This window comes from Flavobacterium psychrophilum DSM 3660 = ATCC 49418, assembly GCF_002217405.1.
Taxonomy (GTDB): domain Bacteria; phylum Bacteroidota; class Bacteroidia; order Flavobacteriales; family Flavobacteriaceae; genus Flavobacterium; species Flavobacterium psychrophilum.
Window position 1 is genome coordinate 63,209 of the sequence record NZ_MUHE01000005.1, and the last position, 22,070, is coordinate 85,278.

The following is a 22,070-nucleotide window of genomic DNA, read 5'->3' on the forward strand; positions in this document are numbered from 1 at the left end:
ATTTGAAATTGATTTTTGGTTTTAGGACACAGTTTATAAAATTAGGGAAATTTCTAAAATCGGTGTTTAAAATAATTGATTTTTGAATTTACTTATTCCTCGTTTCGTCACTCGCAATTCTATCATCATTATAAATATCGGTACGATAGGTTTCGTCGTCGCCTTCTAGTATTTTCAGGTAACTATTGTATCGTGAATAGGAAATTTTGTCTTTTTCTAACGCGTCTTTAACAGCACATTTTGGTTCGTCTTTGTGCAAGCAATTGTTAAACTTGCATTGGTCTTTGAGTTTAAAAAATTCTGGAAAATAGCCTGAAATTTCTTCTTTTTCCATATCTACAATACCAAAACCTTTTATTCCTGGCGTGTCTATAATTTGGGCTCCAAAAGACAAATCATACATTTCTGCAAATGTCGTGGTGTGCTGTCCTTGCTTGCTTTGTTCGGAAATTGTTTTTGTTTTTAAGTGTAAAGTTGGCTCCATTGCATTTACTAATGTCGATTTTCCTACGCCCGAATGTCCTGAAAACATAGTTACTTTGTTTTTCATTATGTTTTTGAGTTCTTCGATTCCTTTTCCTTCGGTAGATGAAACACGTAGGCATTTGTATCCAATTTCTTGATAAATATATTGCATAAACAATTGCTCGTCTAGCATAGCTTCGTTATAAGTGTCTATTTTATTAAAAACCAAAATTGTTTCTATGCCGTAAGCTTGGGCAGTAACTAGAAAACGATCTATAAAATTAGTTGTTGTTGGCGGATTATTGATGGTTATTAGTAAGAAAACATAGTCTAAATTAGATGCAATAATGTGCATTTGATGCGATAAATTGACTGATTTGCGTACGATGTAATTCTTACGGTCATGAATTTTGGTTATTGTTCCCGTTACGACATCGGAATTTTCATCTAAATCATAATCGACAACATCGCCAACCGCTATTGGATTGGTGCTTTTAATCCCTTTCATTCGGAATTTTCCTTTTATGCGACATTCCATAAAATGGCCTTGCAGCGATTTTACGGTGTACCAACTTCCTGTAGATTTATAAACGATTCCTGTCATTTTAGATTTAGATTTTAGATTTTAAATTTTAGATTTCTCTAAAAAAAACCAATTCAGATAATTACGAATTGCAAAATTACGATTAATTTTAAGATATAATTCGTGATTTTTAGGCGTTAATAATCTTCTCTTGGTGTGTAATGCTTTCTTGGTGAATGGCTTTAAACATTTTTAAAATAAATTCTTCGCTTAGTCCTTTTTCTTCTCCGTCAAGAATCATTTTTCCTAAAATTTCGTTCCATCTTTTGTTTTGCAAAACGGCTACATTGTTGGCTTTTTTAAGGGCTCCTATTTGTTCGGCAATTTTCATACGATTGCCTAAAATTTCTAAAATTTTACTGTCGTAAATGTCAATATTAGCACGAAGTTTTATCATTTCGGTGTTATAACCATCTTCTTCGACTGTTGTTTTTTTGACTTTTAAATCTTCAAAAATTTGTTTCAGGACAGTTGGTGTTACTTGTTGTGCTGCATCGCTCCAGGCATTATCTGGATCGGTATGAGTTTCTATAATTAATCCATCATAATTCAAATCGAGTGCTTGCTGGGATACTTCCTGAATCATGTTTCGATTTCCTGTTATATGCGAGGGGTCTATTATTAGTGGCAAATCTGGAAAACGGTTTTGCAATTCGATGGCAATTTGCCATTCTGGAATGTTGCGGTATTTTGTTTTTTCGTAAGTAGAAAATCCTCTATGAATAACCCCTAATTTTTTTATTCCCGCATTATACAACCGTTCTACACCACCAATCCATAGGGCTAAATCTGGATTTACTGGGTTTTTTACCAAGACAATTTTGTTGGTATTTTGTAGCGCATCGGCAATTTCTTGTACTGCAAAGGGGTTTACGGTTGTTCTGGCACCAATCCATAAAACATCGATATCATGTTCTAATGCTAATTTTACATGGGTGGCATTTGCTACTTCGGTTGCTATGAGCAAACCTGTTTCGGCTTTGGCTTTTTGTAACCATTTTAGCCCAATTTCCCCAACGCCTTCAAATCCGCCAGGTCGTGTGCGTGGTTTCCAGATTCCGGCACGAAAAATACTTACATCAGAATTTTTTAATTCGTGTGCAATTTTTAGTACTTGTTCTTCTGTTTCTGCACTACATGGTCCTGCTATTACTAGTGGGTGTGATAATTTGAAGTCGTCTAACCAAGTGCGTAATGAGGTGCTATTTTCCATAGTTTTTGTTTTTTTTTAACCACAAAGGTGTTCGCAAAGTTCATGAAGAAATTTTACAATTTTGAGGTTTTTATTGTTTTTTTTTAATGATTTAAGTCTTTTATTTGTAGAATTCGGATTTAAGGAATTTGAGCAATATTGAAGTTTTCTTTAGGTTTGTTTGTTTTTGAAAGGGGTATCGATTTTTGAAAACGTTTTAATGCTTCTTCAATTCTTTCTTCGGAAACACATAGTGAAAATCTGATATAACCCTCCCCGTTACTCCCGAAAATTGTTCCTGGTGTGATGAATAGATCTTTTTCATATAATAATTTATCTACAAAATCTTCGGTATTAGTTATTTCTTCGGGTAATTTTGCCCAAACAAATAGCCCAACTGCCTTTTTATTATAAGAACAGTTTAGCTTATCTGATAGTCGAAAAACTAAGTTTCTGCGTTTGTGGTAAATCTTATTTTGTTCCTCAAACCATGATTTGTCTAGTTTTAATGCTTCGATGGCACCTTTTTGAATGCCGTAAAACATGCCCGAATCTATATTGCTTTTTACTTTCAAAATGGCATCAATATATTGTGAATTTCCAGAAACCATTCCTACTCGCCAACCCGCCAGATTGTAAGTTTTAGACAACGAATTTAATTCTAACGCAACTTCTTTTGCTCCTTTTGCTTGCAAAATTGAAATTGGATTATCGTTTAAAACAAAGCTATACGGATTGTCATTTATAACTAAAATGTGATGTTTTTTAGCAAAATTTATTAATTTTTCAAACAAATGTAAGCTTCCTCTTGCTCCCGTTGGCATGTGTGGATAATTTACCCACATTAGTTTTACTTTGGTTAAATTTGTTTTTTCTAAAGCTTCAAAATTGGGTTCCCAATTGTTTTCTGCTGTCAAATCATAAAAAATGGGTTTTGCTTCTACTAAATTTGTCACCGAAGTATAAGTAGGATAGCCTGGATTTGGAATTAATACTTCGTCGCCTTTATTTAAAAAAGCAAGTGAAATATGCATAATTCCTTCCTTAGAGCCCATTAGGGGTAAGATTTCATTGTTGAAATTTAAGTTAACTTGAAAATTATTTTTGTAAAAATTAGCCATTTCCTGTCTCAATTCTGGTAGGCCTTGATAGGATTGATATTGATGCGCAACAGGTTCGTAAATAGCCTTTTGCATGGCTTGAGTAACTGTTTTTGAGGGTTGCAAATCTGGGCTTCCAACCCCCATGTTTACAATAGGTTTTCCTTGGTTAATAAGTTCTCGTACTTCTCTTAATTTTGATGAAAAATAATATTCTTCGACTGTTTTTAATCTATTTGCTATTGGTATCATTGTGCTCCTTTTTTGTATTCTCCTAATACTTTAAAATGGGTTGTCATTAATTCTAATATTTTTTTTGCTTTTTCGTAATGTTTGTATTTTGCAAAAACTATATCTACAAAAAAAGAATACTGAAAAGGGGTTTCAATTATAGGCATCGATTGAATTTTAGTTAAATTTAATTTGCAATTATTCATCACATTGAGAATTGTTGCTAAATTTCCTGGGGTATCATCTAATTCAAATTTTATAGACGCTTTATTAATTTGTTCCTTCGAAATTTCTTTATTTTGGGTTTTAACAATCACAAAACGTGTTTTATTACTTTTTATAGTATGAATTCCGGAAGCAATAATGTCTAGATCGTACATTTCTGCAGCAATTGGACTAGCAATTGCACCAATTCCTGTTAGTTTTTGCTGTTGAATTCTTCTGGCAGTTTCGGCCGTGTCTCCGCTTTCAACTAATTTGATATGAGGGTAATTTTTAAAAAAAACACCACATTGCAGTAAGGCGATTGGGTGGGAGTGAACTTCGGTAATGTCTTCTATTTTCTGACCTTTCAAGACCATTAAATTCATGTGAATATCTAAATAATATTCTCCAATAATATGTAAATCATTAGCATCAATTAGGGCATAATTTGGAATTATCGAACCTGCAATAGAGTTTTCTAAAGCCATAATTCCTTTTTGAGAGGTGTTTTGTTTGAGGCTTTTTACCAAAAGTTCAAACGACATACATTCCTCTAAAGGAATATTTTTGTCGAACAAAGTCGCTGCAACCTGATGGTGAAACGAACCTTCTATTCCCTGAATTGCAATTTTTTTTATTTCTATTTCCATAATGAGCAAAAAAAAATCCCGCCTAAAAGACGGGATTGTATATTATATTTTTAATTTAATTTTCTAATCAAATAACCATATAACAATCCCTTCCTATGTTCCAATAGAAATAAAAAGAATTGTTGCTATAAAATGTATTATTTGTGTTCATTGCTTTTTTTGAGCGATTTGAATGACAAACATACTAAAAAAATGGTATCAAAATACATTTTTGAAAAAAAAATAAGTTTGTCGAAATTTTTGAGGCTCTTTTCTTCTTACTTTTGCTACAAATTTCTATATTATGTCAATCGAAGTTCAAAATATTTCTAAAAATTACGGAACACAGAAAGCGTTAGATAATATCTCTTTTTCAGTTAAAAAAGGAGAAATTGTAGGTTTTTTAGGACCAAATGGTGCAGGAAAATCGACTTTAATGAAAATTTTGACGACCTATATTAATGCCGATGGCGGTTTGGCTATGGTAAATGGATTTGATGTAAATGCAAACCAATTAGAGGTACAAAAATCAGTTGGGTATTTGCCAGAACACAATCCGTTGTATTTAGAGTTGTATGTTAGAGAATATTTGGCTTTTAATGCCGATGTATATAAAGTTGCAAAATCTCGTATCGAAGAAGTAATTGTTTTAACAGGTTTGTTGCCAGAAAGTCATAAAAAAATTGGGCAATTATCTAAAGGTTATCGTCAGCGTGTGGGGTTAGCAACTGCGCTTTTGCACAATCCTGATGTTTTAATTTTAGATGAGCCAACCACTGGATTAGACCCCAACCAACTGGTTGAGATTAGAGATTTGATAAAAAATATTGGTAAAGATAAAACGGTTTTTTTATCGACACACATTATGCAGGAAGTAGAAGCTATTTGCGATCGTGTGATTATTATAAACCACGGAAAAATTGTAACCGATAAGAATCTTGATCTATTGGTTTCCGAAAAAACAGAACAAATTATTGAAGTTGAATTTGATAAAGTTATAGCCGAAAAATTATTTGATAAATTACCAAATATTCAATCGTATAAAAACTTGCATGGTTTAGTTTGGGAACTTTCCTTTGCTACCCAAGCAGATATGCGCCCAGTAGTTTTCGATTTTGCCCATGAAAATGGTTTAAAAACTTTGCAACTAAATTTGAAAAGTAAAAATTTAGAAAGTATTTTTAGGGAAATGACCAAGTAGCAGTGTATGTATATAAAAACAAATACATACACACAATTTGATGCTATTGAAATTAAAGAATCATTGTTTAAAGAATTTTTGTTGCCTAATCATTTTCATGATACTGTTTGCATTGGTTTATTATCTAATGGCATTAAAAAAAGTGTTATTGAAGAAACACCTCAACTTGTGCATTCTAACAGTGTTAGCATCATAAATCCCTATCAAGTGCATTCAGATAATAATATTGACACTAGTGATTGTCTTTATAAAATGATTTATGTAAATACTGATGTTATAAATTATTTTTCGAAAGAAATAACAGGTAAAAACTATACTAATTTGCTTTTTACAAATGATTTAATAACAAATCCTTTAGTTTCTTCTGCTGTATTGCGTTTTTTTGATGACAAGCACAATGAAAATCTTCTTGAACAGAAATTAAAAAATTTAATCGAAATTTTAATTTCGAAAGGCTTTTTAGCAGAAAACATCATAATTGCTACTGAAAGTAAAAATGCTATTGATGATAGTATTGAAAATGCACGGCTAAATTTTTCAGATAAAATTGATATTGCAAAAATGGCTAACGAAAGCAAACTGAGCAAGTATCAATTTATACGTTATTTTAAGAAAAAAACAGGAATTACTCCCGCTTCTTATATTTTAATTCACAGAATAAATCATGCCAAATCATTACTTATACAAGGAATCCCTTTTGGGCAAATAGCTTTAGAAGTTGGTTTTTATGATCATGCTCAGTTTTGTAAATTTTTTAAATATTATACTAATTTATCTCCTACAGCATACAAAAGCAATTGCAATATTGTACAAGCATAAGTAATAAAGCTGTTGTAACTTTGTTGTAATTGAAAATTTAATAAAATTATAACTTAAATGAAAAACTGTTTTACCTTTCTCTTTACCTTTTTTTGTCTTACAATAACCGTTGGGCAAAATAACCCCTTAATTACAGACAATACTATTTCGTTGCCAAAAGACAGTTTAGTTGCCAAACAATTAGTAACATCTCTTAATGATTTATTGATTGCTAAAGAAAAACCAAACGACGAAAATAACAATGTTCTAATTTCGGAAAGGATAGAAACTTATATTTTGCTCGACGAAATGAATGGCATTGAAAAAAGCGGCAAATATAAAGACGATAATTTTTATAAACCTTATTTAACCAATGTTGTTAAACTGAATGATAATGAATATTATATTCAACTTTCGTATATTGGTATTTATGAAAACAAACCAATGTTAAGAGCAAGTTTCGAATTAATTGCTCATAAAACAGCTCATTCCTTTTTGTTTTCTTCTTTGCTTTTACGAAACACGAAAGATTGGAAAACAGAAAAGGTTGGTAATAATATATTTCATTACAAACAAACGATCAACAAAGTAAAAACAAAAGAGTTTAACAAACTTACTGCTTCTTTTGACTTGAAACTAAAATCGACTCAGAAAACAACCGAGTACTATTGTACAGACAATATAATTGAAATGCAAAAGTTAATTGGGGTTGATTATAAATTAGATTATAACGGAAGAAAAGAAAGTGTTTGGAGTTCTTCGTTTGGCGACAGAAAACTTTATGTTTTGGGTAATAATAGTTCAACTTTTAATGATTTCGACCCGCACGATACTTGGCACAACAGTTTATATTCGGTAGCTTCAAGAAGCAAAATAAATAGACCTATAGACGAAGGTTGTGCTTATATATATGGCGGTGGTAGTTGGGGTATTAGCTGGAAGGATGTTTTTGCAAAATTTAAAGATAAAGTAGCCTCTAATGCAAATACCGATTGGGCTGTATGTAAAGAGAAACCGCTAAATTTTAATACGCCTGAAATATATTTATATGCAGACTATGTTGTAAATGCTTTACTGATTCGAAAAATTGAAAAAGAAAAAGGTTTTGCAGGTGTTTGGGAGTTTTTAAATTGTGGTAAATTAGAGAAAGGAAACGAAAATTACTATAAATCTCTTGAAAAACTAACAGGAATTACGAAAGCTAATTATAATGACAAAGTTTGGGAATTAATAAAAATGTCGAAATAGCACAACAGCCCTAGCCCTGATAGTAGTGGAAATCCTTTTTTGAGGCTTTTCGCCGAAAAAAAGATTGTAACGGATAGCAGGAAATAGCTCCTAATAATTTTTTGTAATTTCTTAATTTTTATTTTCCAAGGATTTGAAAGGATTTTTTTTTAAGTAATCTGTAAAAAATTATTTTATGTGAACATCTACATCTGCGTTCATTCCCGGACGTAATAATTTTATTTTTGCCGCTTCATTAGTTGCATCGAGGCTAATTTTTACGGGCAAACGTTGTATTGTTTTTACAAAATTTCCCGTAGCATTATCTGGCGGTAATATAGAAAAACGAGCGCCTGTTGCTGGTGAAAATGAAGTTATTGTTCCTGAGAAGTCTGTGTCTGGAAAAGCATCTACTTTTACAGTTACTTTCTGACCTTCAACCATTTTGCTTAGTTGTGTTTCTTTAAAATTTGCAATTACCCAAACTTCTTGGTTGTTTATGATATAAAATAGGGATTGTCCTGGTTGAATAAATTGTCCTGGTTGGATGGCTATTTTAGATACTTGCCCGTCTATTGATGCAGTAACAACAGTATAATTTAGGTTTAGTTTTGCAGATTCTAAAATGGCTTGTGCACGTTTGATATTTGCAGCGGCTACTTCGGCTTGTTTAGAGGATACATTAGATCTAGAAGAAGCTACTGTTTTCTGGTAGGTTGAAGCTTTTTGTTGTTCTTGTAAAATTTGTAATTGGCTTTGTGCTTCTAGTTTTGTTGCTTCTGCTTGTTCGAATTGTTGTTTTGTAATCGAATGATTTTTGTATAAATTATTGTATCGTTCGTAATCATTTGAAGCTCTGTTTAGTCTAATTTTGGCAGTTTCGATATTTCCGCTTGCCGATTGCACATTGGCATCAGATACAGATACATTTGCTTGTGCGGTTCCTATATCTGCTTTTGAAACTGCATAACCTTGTTCGGCACCAATTAAGGCTGCTTTGGCTTCTTCTATTTTGATGCTATAATCTCTGTTGTCGATAGTAAATAAGGTATCGCCTTTTTTTACAGATTGATTGTCTTTTACATATACTTTAGTAATATATCCTGAAACTCTAGGGATTATAGGATTCATGTTTTTTTCGATCTGCGCATCATCTGTAGTTTCGTGAGCTAATGCGTGCATATATTTGTAAACTCCGTATGTTCCTCCTAATAGTATTAGGACTGAGAAAATAAGTATAAATTTGCTATTTGTTTTTTTGTTTTTCATTGCGATGAAATATTTAGTTTTTAGATGTGTTGAATGAATTGATTAGTTTTCCTTCTGCAAATTGCAGTTGGTAATATTTTAGGGCAATATCTGCTTGCGATAATGCTAGATTTATTTTGGTTTGTAGTTGTTGCACATCGGCTTCCAACAAATCATTGGTGGTAGATAAACTATTGTCGTATTTGTCTTTTACAATTCGGTAGTTTTCAGTTGCTTGTTCTACTGCTTGTTTGTAAACTGCATTTTGGTTTAAAGAAAGGTTGTAGTTTTCTTGTGCTTCATGTGTTTCTTCTTTTATTTTATTGGTTAAAATGGTAACGGCAGTTTTGGTTTGTTCTGATTTGCTTTGGGCTAATTTTACTTCTTTTCCGTTTTTGAAAACGGAAGCCAAATCATAACTTAATCCAACCCCAACATTCATTGCGTTTGTTACAGTCATTACATCTTTTAGATCGAAAGCAATATAACCACCTACTAATGCTAATGCTGGATAATAACCGCTTTTTGCTATTTTTATGCCAGCTTCCGATGCTTTTTGTTGGTAAGTTAAGGCTTCTAGATCATTTCTTTTGGCTTGGATTGCAATATTTTTATTTCTAACTATATCATTTTTAATGGTTTCAATATCTATGTCAATTTGAGTGTTTTCTGGTAATTGTAAAATTGTAACTAATTGATAATTAATTATATTTACATTTTTTTTAGCCGTATCTAAGGAAAGTTGAATGTTTGATTCTTGTAATTGTGCTTTCAATAAATCATTTCTAGCCATCAATCCGTTGTGTACCATTGCCGAAAAATCCTTGGTGCGTTGTTGTGCGCTTTTTAGATTGTCTTCGATTAGTGTTGTTGTTTGTTGCGATTGGTATAGTTTTGCAAATAACTCGACCACATAAAGGCTTAGTTTTTCTTTTGTATTTGCAGCGTTTGCTGTTTCGGCTTTGTATAAATTTTCTGAAGCCCAAATGCTGTTTTTTAGCTTAAATCCGTTAAAAAGAGGCATCGAAACATTGGCTTGACCTAAAAATAATTGATTTACTTTGACAGCCGTACCACTTGCTCCTAGCTTAATTTTAGGATCGATATTAGCATCTGTTAGTTGCAAAAATTGCCCAGAAATTTTCAGACTCGGGTACTGGTTATTTTTTAGGGTTTCCATTTCCAATTTGGCAGTACTCACCTTTATATTGGCTAATGCAGCCTCATTACTATTGTTAGTTACTAGCGAAATGGCTTCTTTAAGAGAGAGGACTCTTTTTTCTTGCGCATATCCAAAAGTTACCCCTAAAAAAGAAATGACAATTAATAATTTTGCTTTAATTTTCATAAACTAAAAGTGCTTTAATGGTTTGTTGTATGTGTTTTGTAAATTCATTTTCTATATAATTATCAAATTCATTTTCATTTTTTAAACCTAAAATGTCTTCAAAAAATAGTCGGCTGTTGTTAAAATGGGTTAATGATCCAATTACGATAGGCATTATTAGCGGAATGTTTATGTTTTTTTTAAAAATTCCTTTTTCCTGTCCTTCTTCAATAATTTTCTGAAAACTTAAATAATTTTGTTTTTTTACTTCTGTAAAAGCAGAAAAATTAATATTTCTTTTGTTTGAAGCGGTTTCAAAATTTAAAATTTGATAAATATTTCTGTTTCTGTAAAGCCTAAGAATATATAGCGCAATTATTTTTTCTATTTTTTCTATAGGCGATAGTAGCTCTTCATAAATACTTTCTAATTGAAGTTTTAAATTAGAAATTCTAAAAATAACTACAGATTCTAGTAGCTTTTCTTTAGAACCAAAATAATAGGAAATCATGGCAATATTTATTCCTGCCGTTTTTGCAATATCTCTAATTGATGTTCCGTCGAATCCCTTTTCGGCAAATAGCTTTTCGGCTACTAAAATAATTTCAATTTGTTTGTCATTAAAATCGGTCATGGGTATTGATTTTTAAAATCGATACAAATTTAAACAATTGTTTAAATTAAACGTTTGTTTAGTTTTTAATTAACATTTTTTTAACAGTTAATAATTCTTGAATATGATTTAAAATTATAATTTTTTTTCTAAAAAAGAATACCGCAGATTGGCAGATTATCTAAAAAATCTGCGAATTTGCGGTTGAAATAGATGTATTTAAGTGGCTAGATTTTTAGCTTGTAAATTCAGATGTATGATTTACTCTAAAAAATTTCTGAAACAAATTTACTAATGCTAGAAACGCCATTTTCGGTCAAATTTTTAATAAAAGCACTTCCAATAATGGCTCCTTTTTGATATTGAGTTGCTTGGTTGAAAGTTTCTTTATTATTAATTCCGAAACCTATAATTTGTGGGTTTTTAAGATTCATTTCTGAAATTCTTTTGAAATAATTGGTTTGAATGTTATCGAAGCCGCTAGAACTGCCTGTTACCGAAGCCGAAGAAACCAAATAAATAAATCCGTTGGAAACCGAATCGATATGTCTAATTCGCTCATTAGATGTTTGTGGGGTGATTAGAAACACGTTTGTTAGGCCATGTTTTTCGAAAGTTTCTTTGTAGTTTTCGGCATAAATATCGACGGGTAGATCTGGAATTATAAGTCCGTCGATTCCTGTTTCTTGGCATTTTTTGCAAAAATTTTCGACACCATATTGTAAAATGGGGTTGAAATATCCCATAATTATTAATGGTATTTGTACGGTTTGGCGAATGTTTTTTAGTTGTTCGAAAAGTAATTTTGTGGTCATTCCGTTTTCTAAAGCTTGTGTAGAACTTTCTTGAATAGTTGGCCCATCGGCTAAAGGATCGCTAAATGGCAAACCAATTTCTATCATATCTACGCCAGATTTTTCTAAATCTTGAATGATTTGAACCGTATCGTTTAGGTTTGGATATCCTGCCGAAAAGTAAATGGAAAGTATCTTTTTGTCTTCTTGTAATTTTTGATTTATTCTGTTCATTTTTATGTTATTTAACCACAAAGTGCACGAAGATATTCACTAAGTACACCAAGTTTTGTTTTTATTTAGACCTAACAGGTTTTTGTGAGTTTTTGTTTTGCGTTAGGGATTGAGGCGGTATCCTTTTTCTGGTTTTTCTCCAGAAAAAGATATAGCCGAAAGCCCGACCCGACCTTTTCGGGAGGGTAACGCCCTATTATAATTTGAAATAATCGATATAAGTGTTTAAATCTTTGTCGCCACGACCTGATAGATTGATGACTACAATATCTGTTGGTTTAAATTTTTTATGGTCTAAAACGGCAAAAGCATGTGCGCTTTCTATGGCTGGAATAATGCCTTCGGTTTGAGACATTTTTATGCCCCAATTCATGGCTTGATCATCAGTGATGGAGATAAATTGGGCTCTTTTTGTTTCGAATAAGTGAGCGTGCATGGGGCCAACTCCGGGATAATCTAATCCTGCGGAGATAGAGTAGGGTTCTGTGATTTGTCCGTCTGGACTTTGCATGAGCAGGGTTTTGCTTCCGTGAATAATTCCTATTTTGCCTAATGCTGAGGTGGCTGCGCTTTCTCCAGAATCTATGCCTTTTCCGGCAGCTTCGACCGCAATTATGTTTACTTCTTTTTCGTCTAGGAAGTGATAAAAAGCTCCTGCGGCATTGCTTCCGCCACCTACACAAGCGATGATATAATCTGGATTTTCTTGTCCTTCTTTTTCTAATAATTGTGTCTTTATTTCTTGGGAAATGACACTTTGAAAACGTGCTACCATATCTGGATAAGGATGCGGACCAACTACGGATCCTATAATGTAATAGGTGTTTGTTGGGTTGTTTATCCAATCTCGAATGGCTTCGTTTGTTGCGTCTTTTAGGGTTTTCGAACCTGATGTTGCGGGACGAACTTCGGCACCGAGCATTTTCATTCTCGCTACGTTTGGTGCTTGTCTTTTAATGTCTATTTCACCCATGTAAACAATACATTGCAAACCCATGAGTGCGCAAACGGTTGCTGTGGCTACTCCGTGTTGTCCTGCGCCAGTTTCTGCAATAATACGGGTTTTACCAAGGCGTTTTGCTAGTAAAATTTGTCCAATGGTATTGTTTACTTTGTGTGCGCCTGTATGGCATAAATCTTCTCTTTTTAGATAAATTTTTGTATTGTATTCTTTTGATAATCTCTCGGCAAAATAAAGTGGAGTAGGGCGGCCTACATAATCTTTTAGTAGCTCATGAAATTCTTTTTGAAATTCAGGTTCTGCTGTTATTTTGATATAGTTTTGTCTTAATTCTTCGACATTTGGGTATAGCATCTCGGGAATATAGGCTCCTCCAAAATTGCCGTAAAATCCTTTTTGGTTAACGTGAAAACTCATTGTGTTTAATGTTTAAAGGTTTAATGTTTGCAAGTTATTCTTGAAACTTTTTAATAGTTCAATATTTTTTAGTCCTGCTTCGATTTCAAATTTGCTGTTTACATCGATGGCATAAATGGGTAAATTTAATTTTTTGATGTTTTTAATGTCATCTAATCCAATTCCTCCACTAAGGAAAAAGGGTTTTCTGGAATGGTATTTTTCTAATATTTGCCAATTGAAAGTGATTCCGTTTCCGCCGGGTAATTTTCCTTTGGTGTCAAATAAGAAATAGTCGCAAACTGCTTCAAATGGTTCTAATGCTGAAAAATTGAAATCGTCATTTACAGAAAAAACTTTGATGATTTTGATAGTTGATTTTTTTAATTCTTTACAAAATTCAGGACTTTCATTTCCATGTAATTGCACAAGATTTAAATTATATTTTTTTATTTTTAAAAGTATTTCTTCTAAATTTGCATTTACAAAAACACCTACTTTTTTTATCGATTCAGGAATTTTAGGAATTTCTAGGTCAAAATATCGACTGGATTTCTCCCAGAAAATAAAGCCGAGATAGTCTGGAAGTAATGTACTTACTTCGAGAATATTTTCGGGATATTTCATACCACAAATTTTTAGTTTCATTGTTTTTGGGTTTTTAAACACAAAGAACACTAAGTTTTTCACTAGGTTCACAAAGTTTTGTAGACTTTGTGCTGTCTTTGTGCGCTTTGTGGTTAAATTAAATTTTTTATAAAAATTTCGGCAGCTTTTCCAGGATTATCTGTTTTCATAAAGTTTTCACCTATAAGAAATCCTTTATAACCATAAGGCTTTAACTCGTTGATGGCTTCGATAGAAGAAATACCACTTTCAGAAACTTTTACAAATTCATCAGGAATTTCTGAAGCTAGTTGTTTACTGAAATCTAAACTGACTTCGAATGTTTTTAGGTTTCTATTATTTACGCCAATCATGTCTAGAGTTGGCATAATCGATTTTTGTAATTCTTCTAAATTATGAACTTCTAATAAAACTTCTAAACCTAATGATTGTGCAAATTCTGATAAATTTTTAATTTCTTCACGAGTTAAAACTGCTGCGATGAGTAAAATTAAGTCGGCACCATGTGCTTTTGCTTCTAAAATTTGGTATTCATCGATAATAAATTCTTTTCGCAAAAGCGGAATATTTATAGATGCTCTTGCTACTAATAAATCATCTAAAGAGCCCCCAAAATATTTTGCGTCGGTTAGAACAGAAATTCCGCAAACTCCAGCGTTTTGGTATCCTTTTACCACTTCTTCTACCGAAAAATTATAATTTATTTCGGCTTTAGATGGAGAACGTCTTTTATGTTCGGCAATAATTCCAGCATTACTATTTCGTAAAATTTTACTTAAAGAAACGGTTCGGCTTCCAAAAAGCACTGAGTTTTCTAGTTGTGAAACAGGAATAATTGTCTTTTTAAGTATTACTTCTCTTTTTTTATCGACTATAATTTTATCTAAAATATTCATTTGTGTTTTTTATTGAATTTTGAAATTGTCATTGAAATTGCTATAGACTTAATTGTTGTAATTTTTTCAGAGTTTCCAATCCTTTGCCAGATAATAAACTTTCCTTGGCTAATTCGAATCCTTGTATAGGATTTAGATTGTTTACTGTTGCAATAGCCATTCCGGCATTAGCACAAACGACATTGTTTTGTGCTTCGGTTCCTTTTCCTGAAAGAATTGTTACAAACATTTGTGCCGATTCTTGTATGGTTGTGCCTCCTTGAATATCCGTTTGAGATAAAAGATTCACTCCAAAATCTTCTGGTTTTAGCATTCCTTCCATTTTATTGGTAATGGTTTTGGTGTTTCCAGTTAAAGAAATTTCATCATAACCATCTAAACTGTGTAAAATGGTATAGTTGGTTTTTGTGTTTTGATACAAATAACTGTACATTCTAGCCAATTCTAGATTGAAAACACCAACCAATTGGTTTTTAGGAAAACTAGGGTTAACCATGGGTCCCAACATATTGAAAAATGTTTTTACGGCTAGCTCTTTTCTTATTGGCGCTACGTTTTTCATGGCTGGATGAAAAAGAGGCGCATGTAAAACACAAATTCCAGCTTGGTCGATGCATTTTTCTAAAAAAATAGGATCATTACTAAATTTTATACCTAAATTTTCCATGACGTTGCTTGATCCAGAAATAGATGAAACGCCGTAATTTCCATGTTTTGCTACTTTTATTCCAGCACCAGCAGTTACAAAAGAAGCCAATGTCGAAATATTGAAAGTGTCTTTTCCGTCGCCACCTGTTCCACACAAATCAATTGTGTTGTAAGCCGATAAATCGATGGGAATGCACAATTCTAACAACGCTTCTCTAAACCCTGCGAGTTCGTTGATAGTGATATTTCGCATCATATAAACAGTCAGAAAACTGGCTATTTGACTCGGATTGTAACTTCCGTTAGAGATGTTGACCAATATGTTTTTTGCTTCTTGTTTAGAAAGCGTTTCGTGGTTGATGAGTCTGTTGAGTATATTTTTCATTTGTTTTAATTTAGCCAAAAGGCATTAGTTACTAGCCATAAGTTGTAATTTTTGGCTTTTTACTTTTGGCTATTGCCTTGAATTAACCCAATTTTCTAAGATTTTTTTTCCGTTTGGTGTAAGCACGCTTTCTGGGTGAAATTGCACACCACGAACATCATAAGTTTTGTGTCGCAAAGACATGATTTGTCCGTTTTCATCGGTTGATGTGATTTCTAATACATCAGGAAAATCGCTAGTATTTACAACCCAAGAATGATAACGACCTACTTCGATTTGTTTTTCTAGACCATCAAAAAGGCTTTCATTATCAACAAGAATATTCACATTGGTAGCTACGCCGTGATACACTTTTTCAAGATTTATAAGGCTTCCGCCAAAGACTTCTCCAATGGCTTGCTGTCCTAAACACACGCCTAAAATGCTTTTTGTGGCTGCATAAGTTTTGATGACTTCTTTGAGTAAGCCAGCTTCATCTGGAATTCCAGGGCCTGGAGAAAGTAATATTTTATCGAAGTTTTTTATTTCATCAATATCAAATTCATCATTGCGATAAATGGTTACTTTGCAGTTTAAATCTTCGAGATAATGTACTAAATTGTACGTGAAACTATCGTAATTGTCTATGACTAGTATTTTCATAATGTTCTATTTAAAGGTTAATATCAAAAATCAATATCAACTAATTATTTTTAAATTTTGTTCAATTTCAAAATCAGATTTTTTTATTGTAATTGATATTTATATTTTTTCTGCTAATTCTAGTGCTTTATCTAAAGCTCCTAATTTATTATATACTTCTTGTAATTCGCTTTCTTCGTCCGAATTTGCTACAATTCCAGCACCAGCTTGGTAATGCAGTTGATGATTTTTGCTTAAAAAAGTTCGAATCATAATGGCGTGGTTAAAGTTGCCTTCAAAATCCATAAAACCTATGGCGCCACCATAAAAATTTCTGTTGGTGTTTTCATATTTTTCAATTAGCTGCATGGCTTTATGTTTGGGTGCACCAGATAAAGTTCCTGCAGGAAAAGTATTAGCAACTACTTGCATGGTGGTAGATTTTTCGTGCATTTGCCCTGTAACTTTAGAAACCAAATGAATAACATGAGAAAAAAACTGTACTTCACGATATTTTTCTACTTGCACCTGATGACTTTGTCTGCTTAAATCATTTCTGGCCAAATCGACTAACATAACATGTTCTGCATTTTCTTTTTTGTCTTCGGATAATTTTTTGGCTAAAACGGCATCTTGTTCGTCGTTTCCAGTTCGTTTGAAAGTTCCTGCTATTGGGTGAATTTCGGCTTTTCTGTTTTTTATAACCAATTGTGCTTCGGGAGAAGATCCCATTATTTTAAAATCTCCATAATCAAAAAAGAACAAATAGGGTGAAGGATTGATGCTTCGTAAGGTGCGATATACATTAAATTCATCGCCTTTAAAACCTTGTGTAAATCGTCGTGATAATACCAACTGAAAGACATCGCCACGGTAACAATGTTTTTTGGCTAAAGCCACATTTGTTTTAAAATCTTCATCGGTTAAATTCGATTTTTTAGCATCAGTTTTAGAAAAAGAGTAGGCAGGTAAATTGCGTGTTTGCAACAATTGCTCGATTTCATTTATATTATTTTCTTCGGTTACGGAATGGCAGAAAATATAGGCTTCGTTTTTGAAATGATTAATGGCAATGATGTTTTGATAAACAGCGTAATAAATATCTGGAATTTGTAAATCATTTTCTTTTTTTGAAATTTCTACGTTTTCGAAATACCGTACTGCATCATAAGAAATATAGCCAAACAATCCGTTATTAATAAATTTGAAATCATTGTTTTCTGATTTAAATTGAGCTGTAAATCTTTCAATCTCGTTTGGAATATTGGTTTGGTTATTAATTTCAATTTTCTCTGAAGATCCATCAGGAAATGATTTGAAAATAGTTTCGTTTTCTATTTTTATTGAAGCAATTGGATTACAACAGATATAGGAAAAACTATTGTCATTTGCATGATAATCGCTACTTTCTAACAATAAACTGTTAGGAAATTTGTCTCGAATTTTTAGGTAAATGCTTACAGGTGTGATGGTGTCTGCAAGAATTTGTTTAAATTTTGTTTTTAGATTATAAGTTTTCATATAGATTGTTTTGGTTTTTTGCACAAAAAAAAGGCTTGTCGTGATTGACAAGCCTTTTTTATATTTTGAGTTTTAAAAATACAATATAGAGGATTAGTTCACGACGTTTGACGTAAATTATTCCACCACCAAGTATTGTTTAAAAATGTGTTCATGTTCTTAATTAAAGTTCAAATGTAGCAATTAATTTTTTACTTGCAAATTTTTTTTTATTTTTTTATGAAAAAAAACCTCGAAGATTGCTCTACGAGGTTTGTATTGGGTTTGTGAGGGTATTAGAATTTTAAATTCACATTTAATTCGAATAGATCGTCAATTGCTTTGTCAGCCAATGCACCAAAGTTTTTAGATCCGTATTTAATGTCATATATAGTTCGATCGATGATTAGTTTTGCCTTTGCAACCCCTTTGTTACTTACTAAATCGAAAGTTACTGGTGCGGTTTTTCCTTTAATAGTTAAATCGCCAACAACGGTGTAGGTGTTTTTTGATTTTTCGCCAATAGATTTGAATACTAATGTTGCAGTTGGATTGGTTTCTACATTAAAGAAATCTTCATTTTTTAGGTGTACATCTAATTTGTTTTTCCATTCGCCTTCTAAATCGGTTGAGTTTATTGTTTTCATGTCAACAATAAAATTTCCGCCTACAATTTTCGAATCTTTAAATATTAGATTGCCGTCTTTTAGTGCAATATCACCATTGTGTTGTCCGCCTACTTTTTTAGCGATCCAGAGCACTTTGCTTTTAGAAACATCTACTTTTTTTGTTGTTTGAGCAGATGCCGTTAGTGTACTTAATGCTAGGATTGCTGCTACTGCAATTGATTTTAAATTTTTCATTTTATGTGTTTTATAATTAAATGGTTATAAATAAATTTTCGGTCGATTTTCTTACTTTTTTGTAGTGTTGTGTCTCATCTTCTTCATGTCGATATCCTACGGGTGCAATAACTGCGGTATTTAGATTTAGCTTATCAAAACCTAAAATTTCGTTGTATTGTTTTGCATCGAAACCTTCCATTGGTGTTACATCTATTTTTAGTTCGGCTGCAACATTAATCAGGTTTCCTAAAGCTAGATAAGTTTGTTTTGCTGTCCAGATGTTTTTTGCTTCTTCTGTTAGTGGCTTTACGGCACCTTTCATAAAATCGCCATAACCAGATAACGAATCGATAGGTAGATTTCTTGTTTGAGAAACATTTTCTAGATACGAATCTATTTCTGCATCTCCAATATTGGTTTGATTTGCAAAAATAATTAGATGTGAGGCATCTACAATTTGGGTTTGTCCCCAAGATGCTGGTTGTAATTTTGCTCTTACCTCTGGGTTTTCAACAATGATTACTTTGTAAAGTTGTAATCCGAAAGAAGAGGTGCTTAGTCTAATTGCTTCTTTGAGTGTTTCTAAATCTGTTGCCGATACTTTTTTTGTAGTATCAAATTTTTTTGTAGCATAACGCCAGTTCTGATTTTCGATAAATGTGCTCATAATTAATTTCTGTATTTTTCTAATAGGTTATTTAACTTTTCTAATTCTTCTACTGTTAATTTGTTTGCAAAATGGTTTTCGTGTTCTATTACTGCGGGGTCAAGTTTTTCTAGAATTTCTAATCCTTTCTGAGTAATTAGAATTTCTATTTTTCTTCTGTTTTCAGGACATTCGCTACGAGTAACCATTTTTTTTAAGAGTAATTTGTTAATTAATCTTGTTGTATTGCTGTTTTTTGCAATCATTCTTTCCTGAATATCACACATATTTACAGGCTTACCTTTTTGTCCTCTTAATATTCTGAGTACATTATATTGTTCTCCAGATAAATCGTATGGTTTTATTAATTCCTGAAAATTATCATGCAATACATTTTTTGTAAACGAAATGTTTAGCAATACTTTCTTAGCAATATTTATGGGAATTGTACTCTTTATTTCGTCTTCTATTTTCATAGTTTTTATCACTAAATTTGTATATACAAATGTATTAATGTTTTTTATTTGTATATACAAATGTATATTAAATTTTTGTTAAATTATTTTTTAACAATTTTTGTGTTAGATTTTATTATTTTTGATAAAAATTAACCCATTAGCGACGATCAATAAAAAAATAAATTTATAAAAAAAAAGCATATCGAAGCACAGAAAAAAAGAGAAGGATAGACTAATTCTTGATTCACAAAGCTATATTTTGCTACGGTAAAGTGAAAAGTCTTGACAAAATTAATAAATCTATGTGGTTGAAAATTAAAACAAGTACACCTAACAAATTAAAAAATTAAAAATGAATTTATCACAAGAAGCATGGTGGGCAAAAGCACAAGAAGACGAAAATGCAGTAATCCTAGATGTTCGTACCGAAGACGAATGTAATGAAGGAATTATTCCCAATGCCATAACTATAGATATATATAAAGGGCAAGGTTTTATTTATAAAATAGAAGAACTAGACAAATCGAAAAACTATTATGTGTATTGTAAAGCAGGCGGAAGAAGTGGTCAGGCTTGCAATATTATGAATGAGTTGGGTTTTAAAACTACATATAACCTTTTAGGTGGTATGATAGAATGGAACGGTCCTGTTGTTGCGATTTAGGTTTTTTTCGAGCTACTAAAAACCAAAAGATTAAAGAAAAAGTGAAAAAGGAAGAAAATTTAGCAACTAACTGGAGTATTTGTACAGAATGTCAGGGGAGAGGTAAAAAAAGGAAGAGAATTACTAAAAAAGCACAATTAAGTTACCAGTTAGCATTTAATCAATTTGAAAAAATAAAAAATGAACAAAGCCCTCCTGTTTCTCCTAAAGGACACTTATTTTCGTGTTTGAACTGCAACGGATCTGGGTTAGTATCCTCTCTAAACCCTCCAACGGCAAATACAGAAAATTACCCTCATATTGCTATTATTGGCGCCGGAATTGCTGGTGTTGCTCTAGCTATTGCTTGTTTGCATCGCAGTATTCCTTTTACTCTTTATGAACGAGATACTAGTTTCGATGTTCGATCTCAGGGATACGGACTCACATTGCAACAAGCTAGTAAAGCAATAGAAGGATTGGGTATTTTTTCGTTAAAGGAAGCCGTCGTTTCAACAAAACACGTAGTGCATACCACAGAGGGAAAAGTTATTGGAGAATGGGGAATGAGAAAATGGATGCGTTCAGAAACGAAAAAACCATCAAAACGAACTAACATGCATATTGCAAGGCAATCTTTGCGATTAGCATTACTTGAGCAACTAGGCAAGCATGATGTTGTGCAATGGGGACATCAGTTGGTAGGTTTTAAGGAGTCCGATATTAATCAAAGTATTAATTTAACTTTTCAAGTCAATGGACAGTTAATGAGTACAAAAGCAGACCTTCTAGTTGGTGCTGATGGTATTCGTAGCTCGGTGCGAAAACTACTAATAGATGAGGATGTTTTACCTTTGCGTTATCTTGGTTGTATTGTGATATTGGGTATTTGTTCTTTAGAAGCTCTTAAGGAGATAGATAGTTCGTTACTAGATTCGGCCACCGTATTTCAAACAGCTAATGGGAATGAGCGAATTTATATGATGCCATATTCTTCAAAATCAGTGATGTGGCAACTTAGTTTCCCAATGTTAGAAGCAGAAGCTAAAGTTTTGAGTGCTCAAGGAGCTCAAGCACTCAAGGAGGAAGCATGTCGTAGGACACAGTGGCATGATCCTATTCCCCAAATTTTATTAGCGACTTTAGAAGCTCACATTTCAGGATATCCTGTGTATGACAGAGAATTACTCGAGCCAAAATTTATGAAGAAATGGGGAAAAGCGACTCTTATTGGCGATGCTGCGCACCCCATGAGCCCGTTTAAAGGGCAAGGGGCAAATCAGGCGCTACTCGATGCGCTAGCACTAGCAAGAGGAGTCTCAATGGGTTGCAAACCATTATCTCAATGGCAGAAATTAGGAATTAGAAAAAGCGTATTAACTGAGTTTGAATTAGAAATGTTACAACGTAGTGCTTCTAAAGTAAAAGATTCTGCCAACGCAGCAAAATTCCTACATTCCGAGATTGTACTCCAAGAAGGGAATGAGCCAAGAGGTAGTCATTTAAAGAAAAAAATGACTTAACAAATCTCATCAATTATAACTAACTTTTTTAATTTGAAACAGAAAATAATTTTTGAGGTTTTTCTGGGTTCAAAA

The 22,070-nt window shown here is 32.5% G+C and carries 22 protein-coding genes; 5 read left to right on the forward strand and 17 right to left on the reverse strand.

Features of this window, described 5'->3' with window-relative positions:
* Positions 1-88 precede the first annotated feature (88 nt).
* The 4 genes from rsgA to B0A57_RS00875 form a co-directional block, all read right to left on the reverse strand.
* Complete coding sequence (rsgA, locus tag B0A57_RS00860; protein ID WP_011962423.1) at positions 89-1,069, reverse strand: ribosome small subunit-dependent GTPase A; 981 nt, start codon at positions 1,067-1,069, stop codon at positions 89-91.
* A 109-nt stretch (positions 1,070-1,178) separates the two neighbouring features.
* Complete coding sequence (locus B0A57_RS00865; RefSeq protein ID WP_034097411.1) at positions 1,179-2,261, reverse strand: bifunctional 3-deoxy-7-phosphoheptulonate synthase/chorismate mutase type II; 1,083 nt, start codon at positions 2,259-2,261, stop codon at positions 1,179-1,181.
* A gap of 119 nt (positions 2,262-2,380) precedes the next feature.
* The gene (locus tag B0A57_RS00870) at positions 2,381-3,592 is read right to left on the reverse strand and encodes an aminotransferase class I/II-fold pyridoxal phosphate-dependent enzyme (protein ID WP_011962425.1); all 1,212 of its coding nucleotides are present in this window, start codon (positions 3,590-3,592) and stop codon (positions 2,381-2,383) included.
* A complete protein-coding gene (locus B0A57_RS00875) occupies positions 3,589-4,425 on the reverse strand; it encodes a prephenate dehydratase (protein ID WP_011962426.1) in 837 nt (278 codons plus the stop codon). Before B0A57_RS00875 ends, B0A57_RS00870 begins: the two co-directional genes overlap by 4 nt.
* Before the next feature lie 283 nt (positions 4,426-4,708).
* On the opposite strand from B0A57_RS00875, the gene gldA reads away from it, so the two are divergent.
* From gldA to B0A57_RS00890, 3 genes are read left to right on the forward strand one after another with little or no spacing between them, the layout of a single operon-like run.
* The gene (gldA, locus tag B0A57_RS00880; protein ID WP_011962427.1) at positions 4,709-5,605 is read left to right on the forward strand and encodes a gliding motility-associated ABC transporter ATP-binding subunit GldA; all 897 of its coding nucleotides are present in this window, start codon (positions 4,709-4,711) and stop codon (positions 5,603-5,605) included.
* Positions 5,606-5,611: 6 nt separating this feature from the next.
* The gene (locus B0A57_RS00885) at positions 5,612-6,424 is read left to right on the forward strand and encodes a helix-turn-helix domain-containing protein (protein WP_034097413.1); all 813 of its coding nucleotides are present in this window, start codon (positions 5,612-5,614) and stop codon (positions 6,422-6,424) included.
* Positions 6,425-6,481: 57 nt separating this feature from the next.
* Entirely contained in the window at positions 6,482-7,651 is a 1,170-nt protein-coding gene (locus tag B0A57_RS00890; protein WP_034097415.1) for a hypothetical protein, read from the forward strand.
* Between the two features lie 168 nt (positions 7,652-7,819).
* Here the strand turns inward: B0A57_RS00890 and B0A57_RS00895 are convergent, their stop codons facing one another.
* From B0A57_RS00895 to B0A57_RS00955, 13 genes are all read right to left on the reverse strand, one after another.
* On the reverse strand, positions 7,820-8,899 hold the full coding sequence (locus tag B0A57_RS00895; protein WP_034097764.1) for an HlyD family secretion protein: 1,080 nt from the start codon (positions 8,897-8,899) through the stop codon (positions 7,820-7,822).
* A 13-nt stretch (positions 8,900-8,912) separates the two neighbouring features.
* On the reverse strand, positions 8,913-10,226 hold the full coding sequence (locus tag B0A57_RS00900; protein ID WP_034097765.1) for a TolC family protein: 1,314 nt from the start codon (positions 10,224-10,226) through the stop codon (positions 8,913-8,915).
* Positions 10,216-10,839: a TetR/AcrR family transcriptional regulator gene (locus B0A57_RS00905; protein ID WP_034097767.1), complete on the reverse strand. Its 624-nt coding sequence runs from the start codon at positions 10,837-10,839 to the stop codon at positions 10,216-10,218. The genes B0A57_RS00900 and B0A57_RS00905 overlap by 11 nt, the downstream gene beginning before the upstream one ends.
* 245 nt (positions 10,840-11,084) lie before the next feature.
* A complete protein-coding gene (trpA, locus tag B0A57_RS00910) occupies positions 11,085-11,846 on the reverse strand; it encodes a tryptophan synthase subunit alpha (RefSeq protein WP_011962671.1) in 762 nt (253 codons plus the stop codon).
* Between the two features lie 196 nt (positions 11,847-12,042).
* Positions 12,043-13,224 (reverse strand): tryptophan synthase subunit beta, encoded by a 1,182-nt coding sequence (gene trpB / locus B0A57_RS00915; RefSeq protein ID WP_011962672.1) that lies wholly within the window; start codon positions 13,222-13,224, stop codon positions 12,043-12,045.
* A 12-nt stretch (positions 13,225-13,236) separates the two neighbouring features.
* Positions 13,237-13,851 (reverse strand): phosphoribosylanthranilate isomerase, encoded by a 615-nt coding sequence (locus B0A57_RS00920; RefSeq protein ID WP_034097773.1) that lies wholly within the window; start codon positions 13,849-13,851, stop codon positions 13,237-13,239.
* Positions 13,852-13,943: 92 nt separating this feature from the next.
* Positions 13,944-14,726, reverse strand: coding sequence for an indole-3-glycerol phosphate synthase TrpC (gene trpC / locus B0A57_RS00925; RefSeq protein WP_038466289.1), 783 nt, complete (start codon positions 14,724-14,726; stop codon positions 13,944-13,946).
* A gap of 40 nt (positions 14,727-14,766) precedes the next feature.
* Positions 14,767-15,759: an anthranilate phosphoribosyltransferase gene (trpD, locus tag B0A57_RS00930; RefSeq protein ID WP_038466292.1), complete on the reverse strand. Its 993-nt coding sequence runs from the start codon at positions 15,757-15,759 to the stop codon at positions 14,767-14,769.
* Positions 15,760-15,828: 69 nt separating this feature from the next.
* The gene (locus B0A57_RS00935; protein ID WP_034097775.1) at positions 15,829-16,404 is read right to left on the reverse strand and encodes an anthranilate synthase component II; all 576 of its coding nucleotides are present in this window, start codon (positions 16,402-16,404) and stop codon (positions 15,829-15,831) included.
* Between the two features lie 96 nt (positions 16,405-16,500).
* Positions 16,501-17,901, reverse strand: a complete 1,401-nt coding sequence (locus B0A57_RS00940; protein ID WP_011962677.1) for an anthranilate synthase component I family protein — start codon at positions 17,899-17,901, stop codon at positions 16,501-16,503.
* Between the two features lie 275 nt (positions 17,902-18,176).
* A complete protein-coding gene (locus tag B0A57_RS00945) occupies positions 18,177-18,743 on the reverse strand; it encodes a YceI family protein (protein WP_038466296.1) in 567 nt (188 codons plus the stop codon).
* 16 nt (positions 18,744-18,759) lie between these two features.
* A complete protein-coding gene (locus B0A57_RS00950) occupies positions 18,760-19,392 on the reverse strand; it encodes an NAD(P)H-dependent oxidoreductase (RefSeq protein WP_038466299.1) in 633 nt (210 codons plus the stop codon).
* A gap of 2 nt (positions 19,393-19,394) precedes the next feature.
* Entirely contained in the window at positions 19,395-19,847 is a 453-nt protein-coding gene (locus B0A57_RS00955; RefSeq protein WP_011962680.1) for a MarR family winged helix-turn-helix transcriptional regulator, read from the reverse strand.
* Positions 19,848-20,181: 334 nt separating this feature from the next.
* On the opposite strand from B0A57_RS00955, the gene B0A57_RS00960 reads away from it, so the two are divergent.
* Together B0A57_RS00960 and B0A57_RS00965 are read left to right on the forward strand one after the other, a co-directional pair.
* Complete coding sequence (locus B0A57_RS00960) at positions 20,182-20,493, forward strand: rhodanese-like domain-containing protein (protein ID WP_011962681.1); 312 nt, start codon at positions 20,182-20,184, stop codon at positions 20,491-20,493.
* Positions 20,466-21,995, forward strand: coding sequence for an FAD-dependent oxidoreductase (locus B0A57_RS00965; protein ID WP_074460292.1), 1,530 nt, complete (start codon positions 20,466-20,468; stop codon positions 21,993-21,995). The genes B0A57_RS00960 and B0A57_RS00965 overlap by 28 nt, the downstream gene beginning before the upstream one ends.
* Positions 21,996-22,070: the final 75 nt, after the last annotated feature.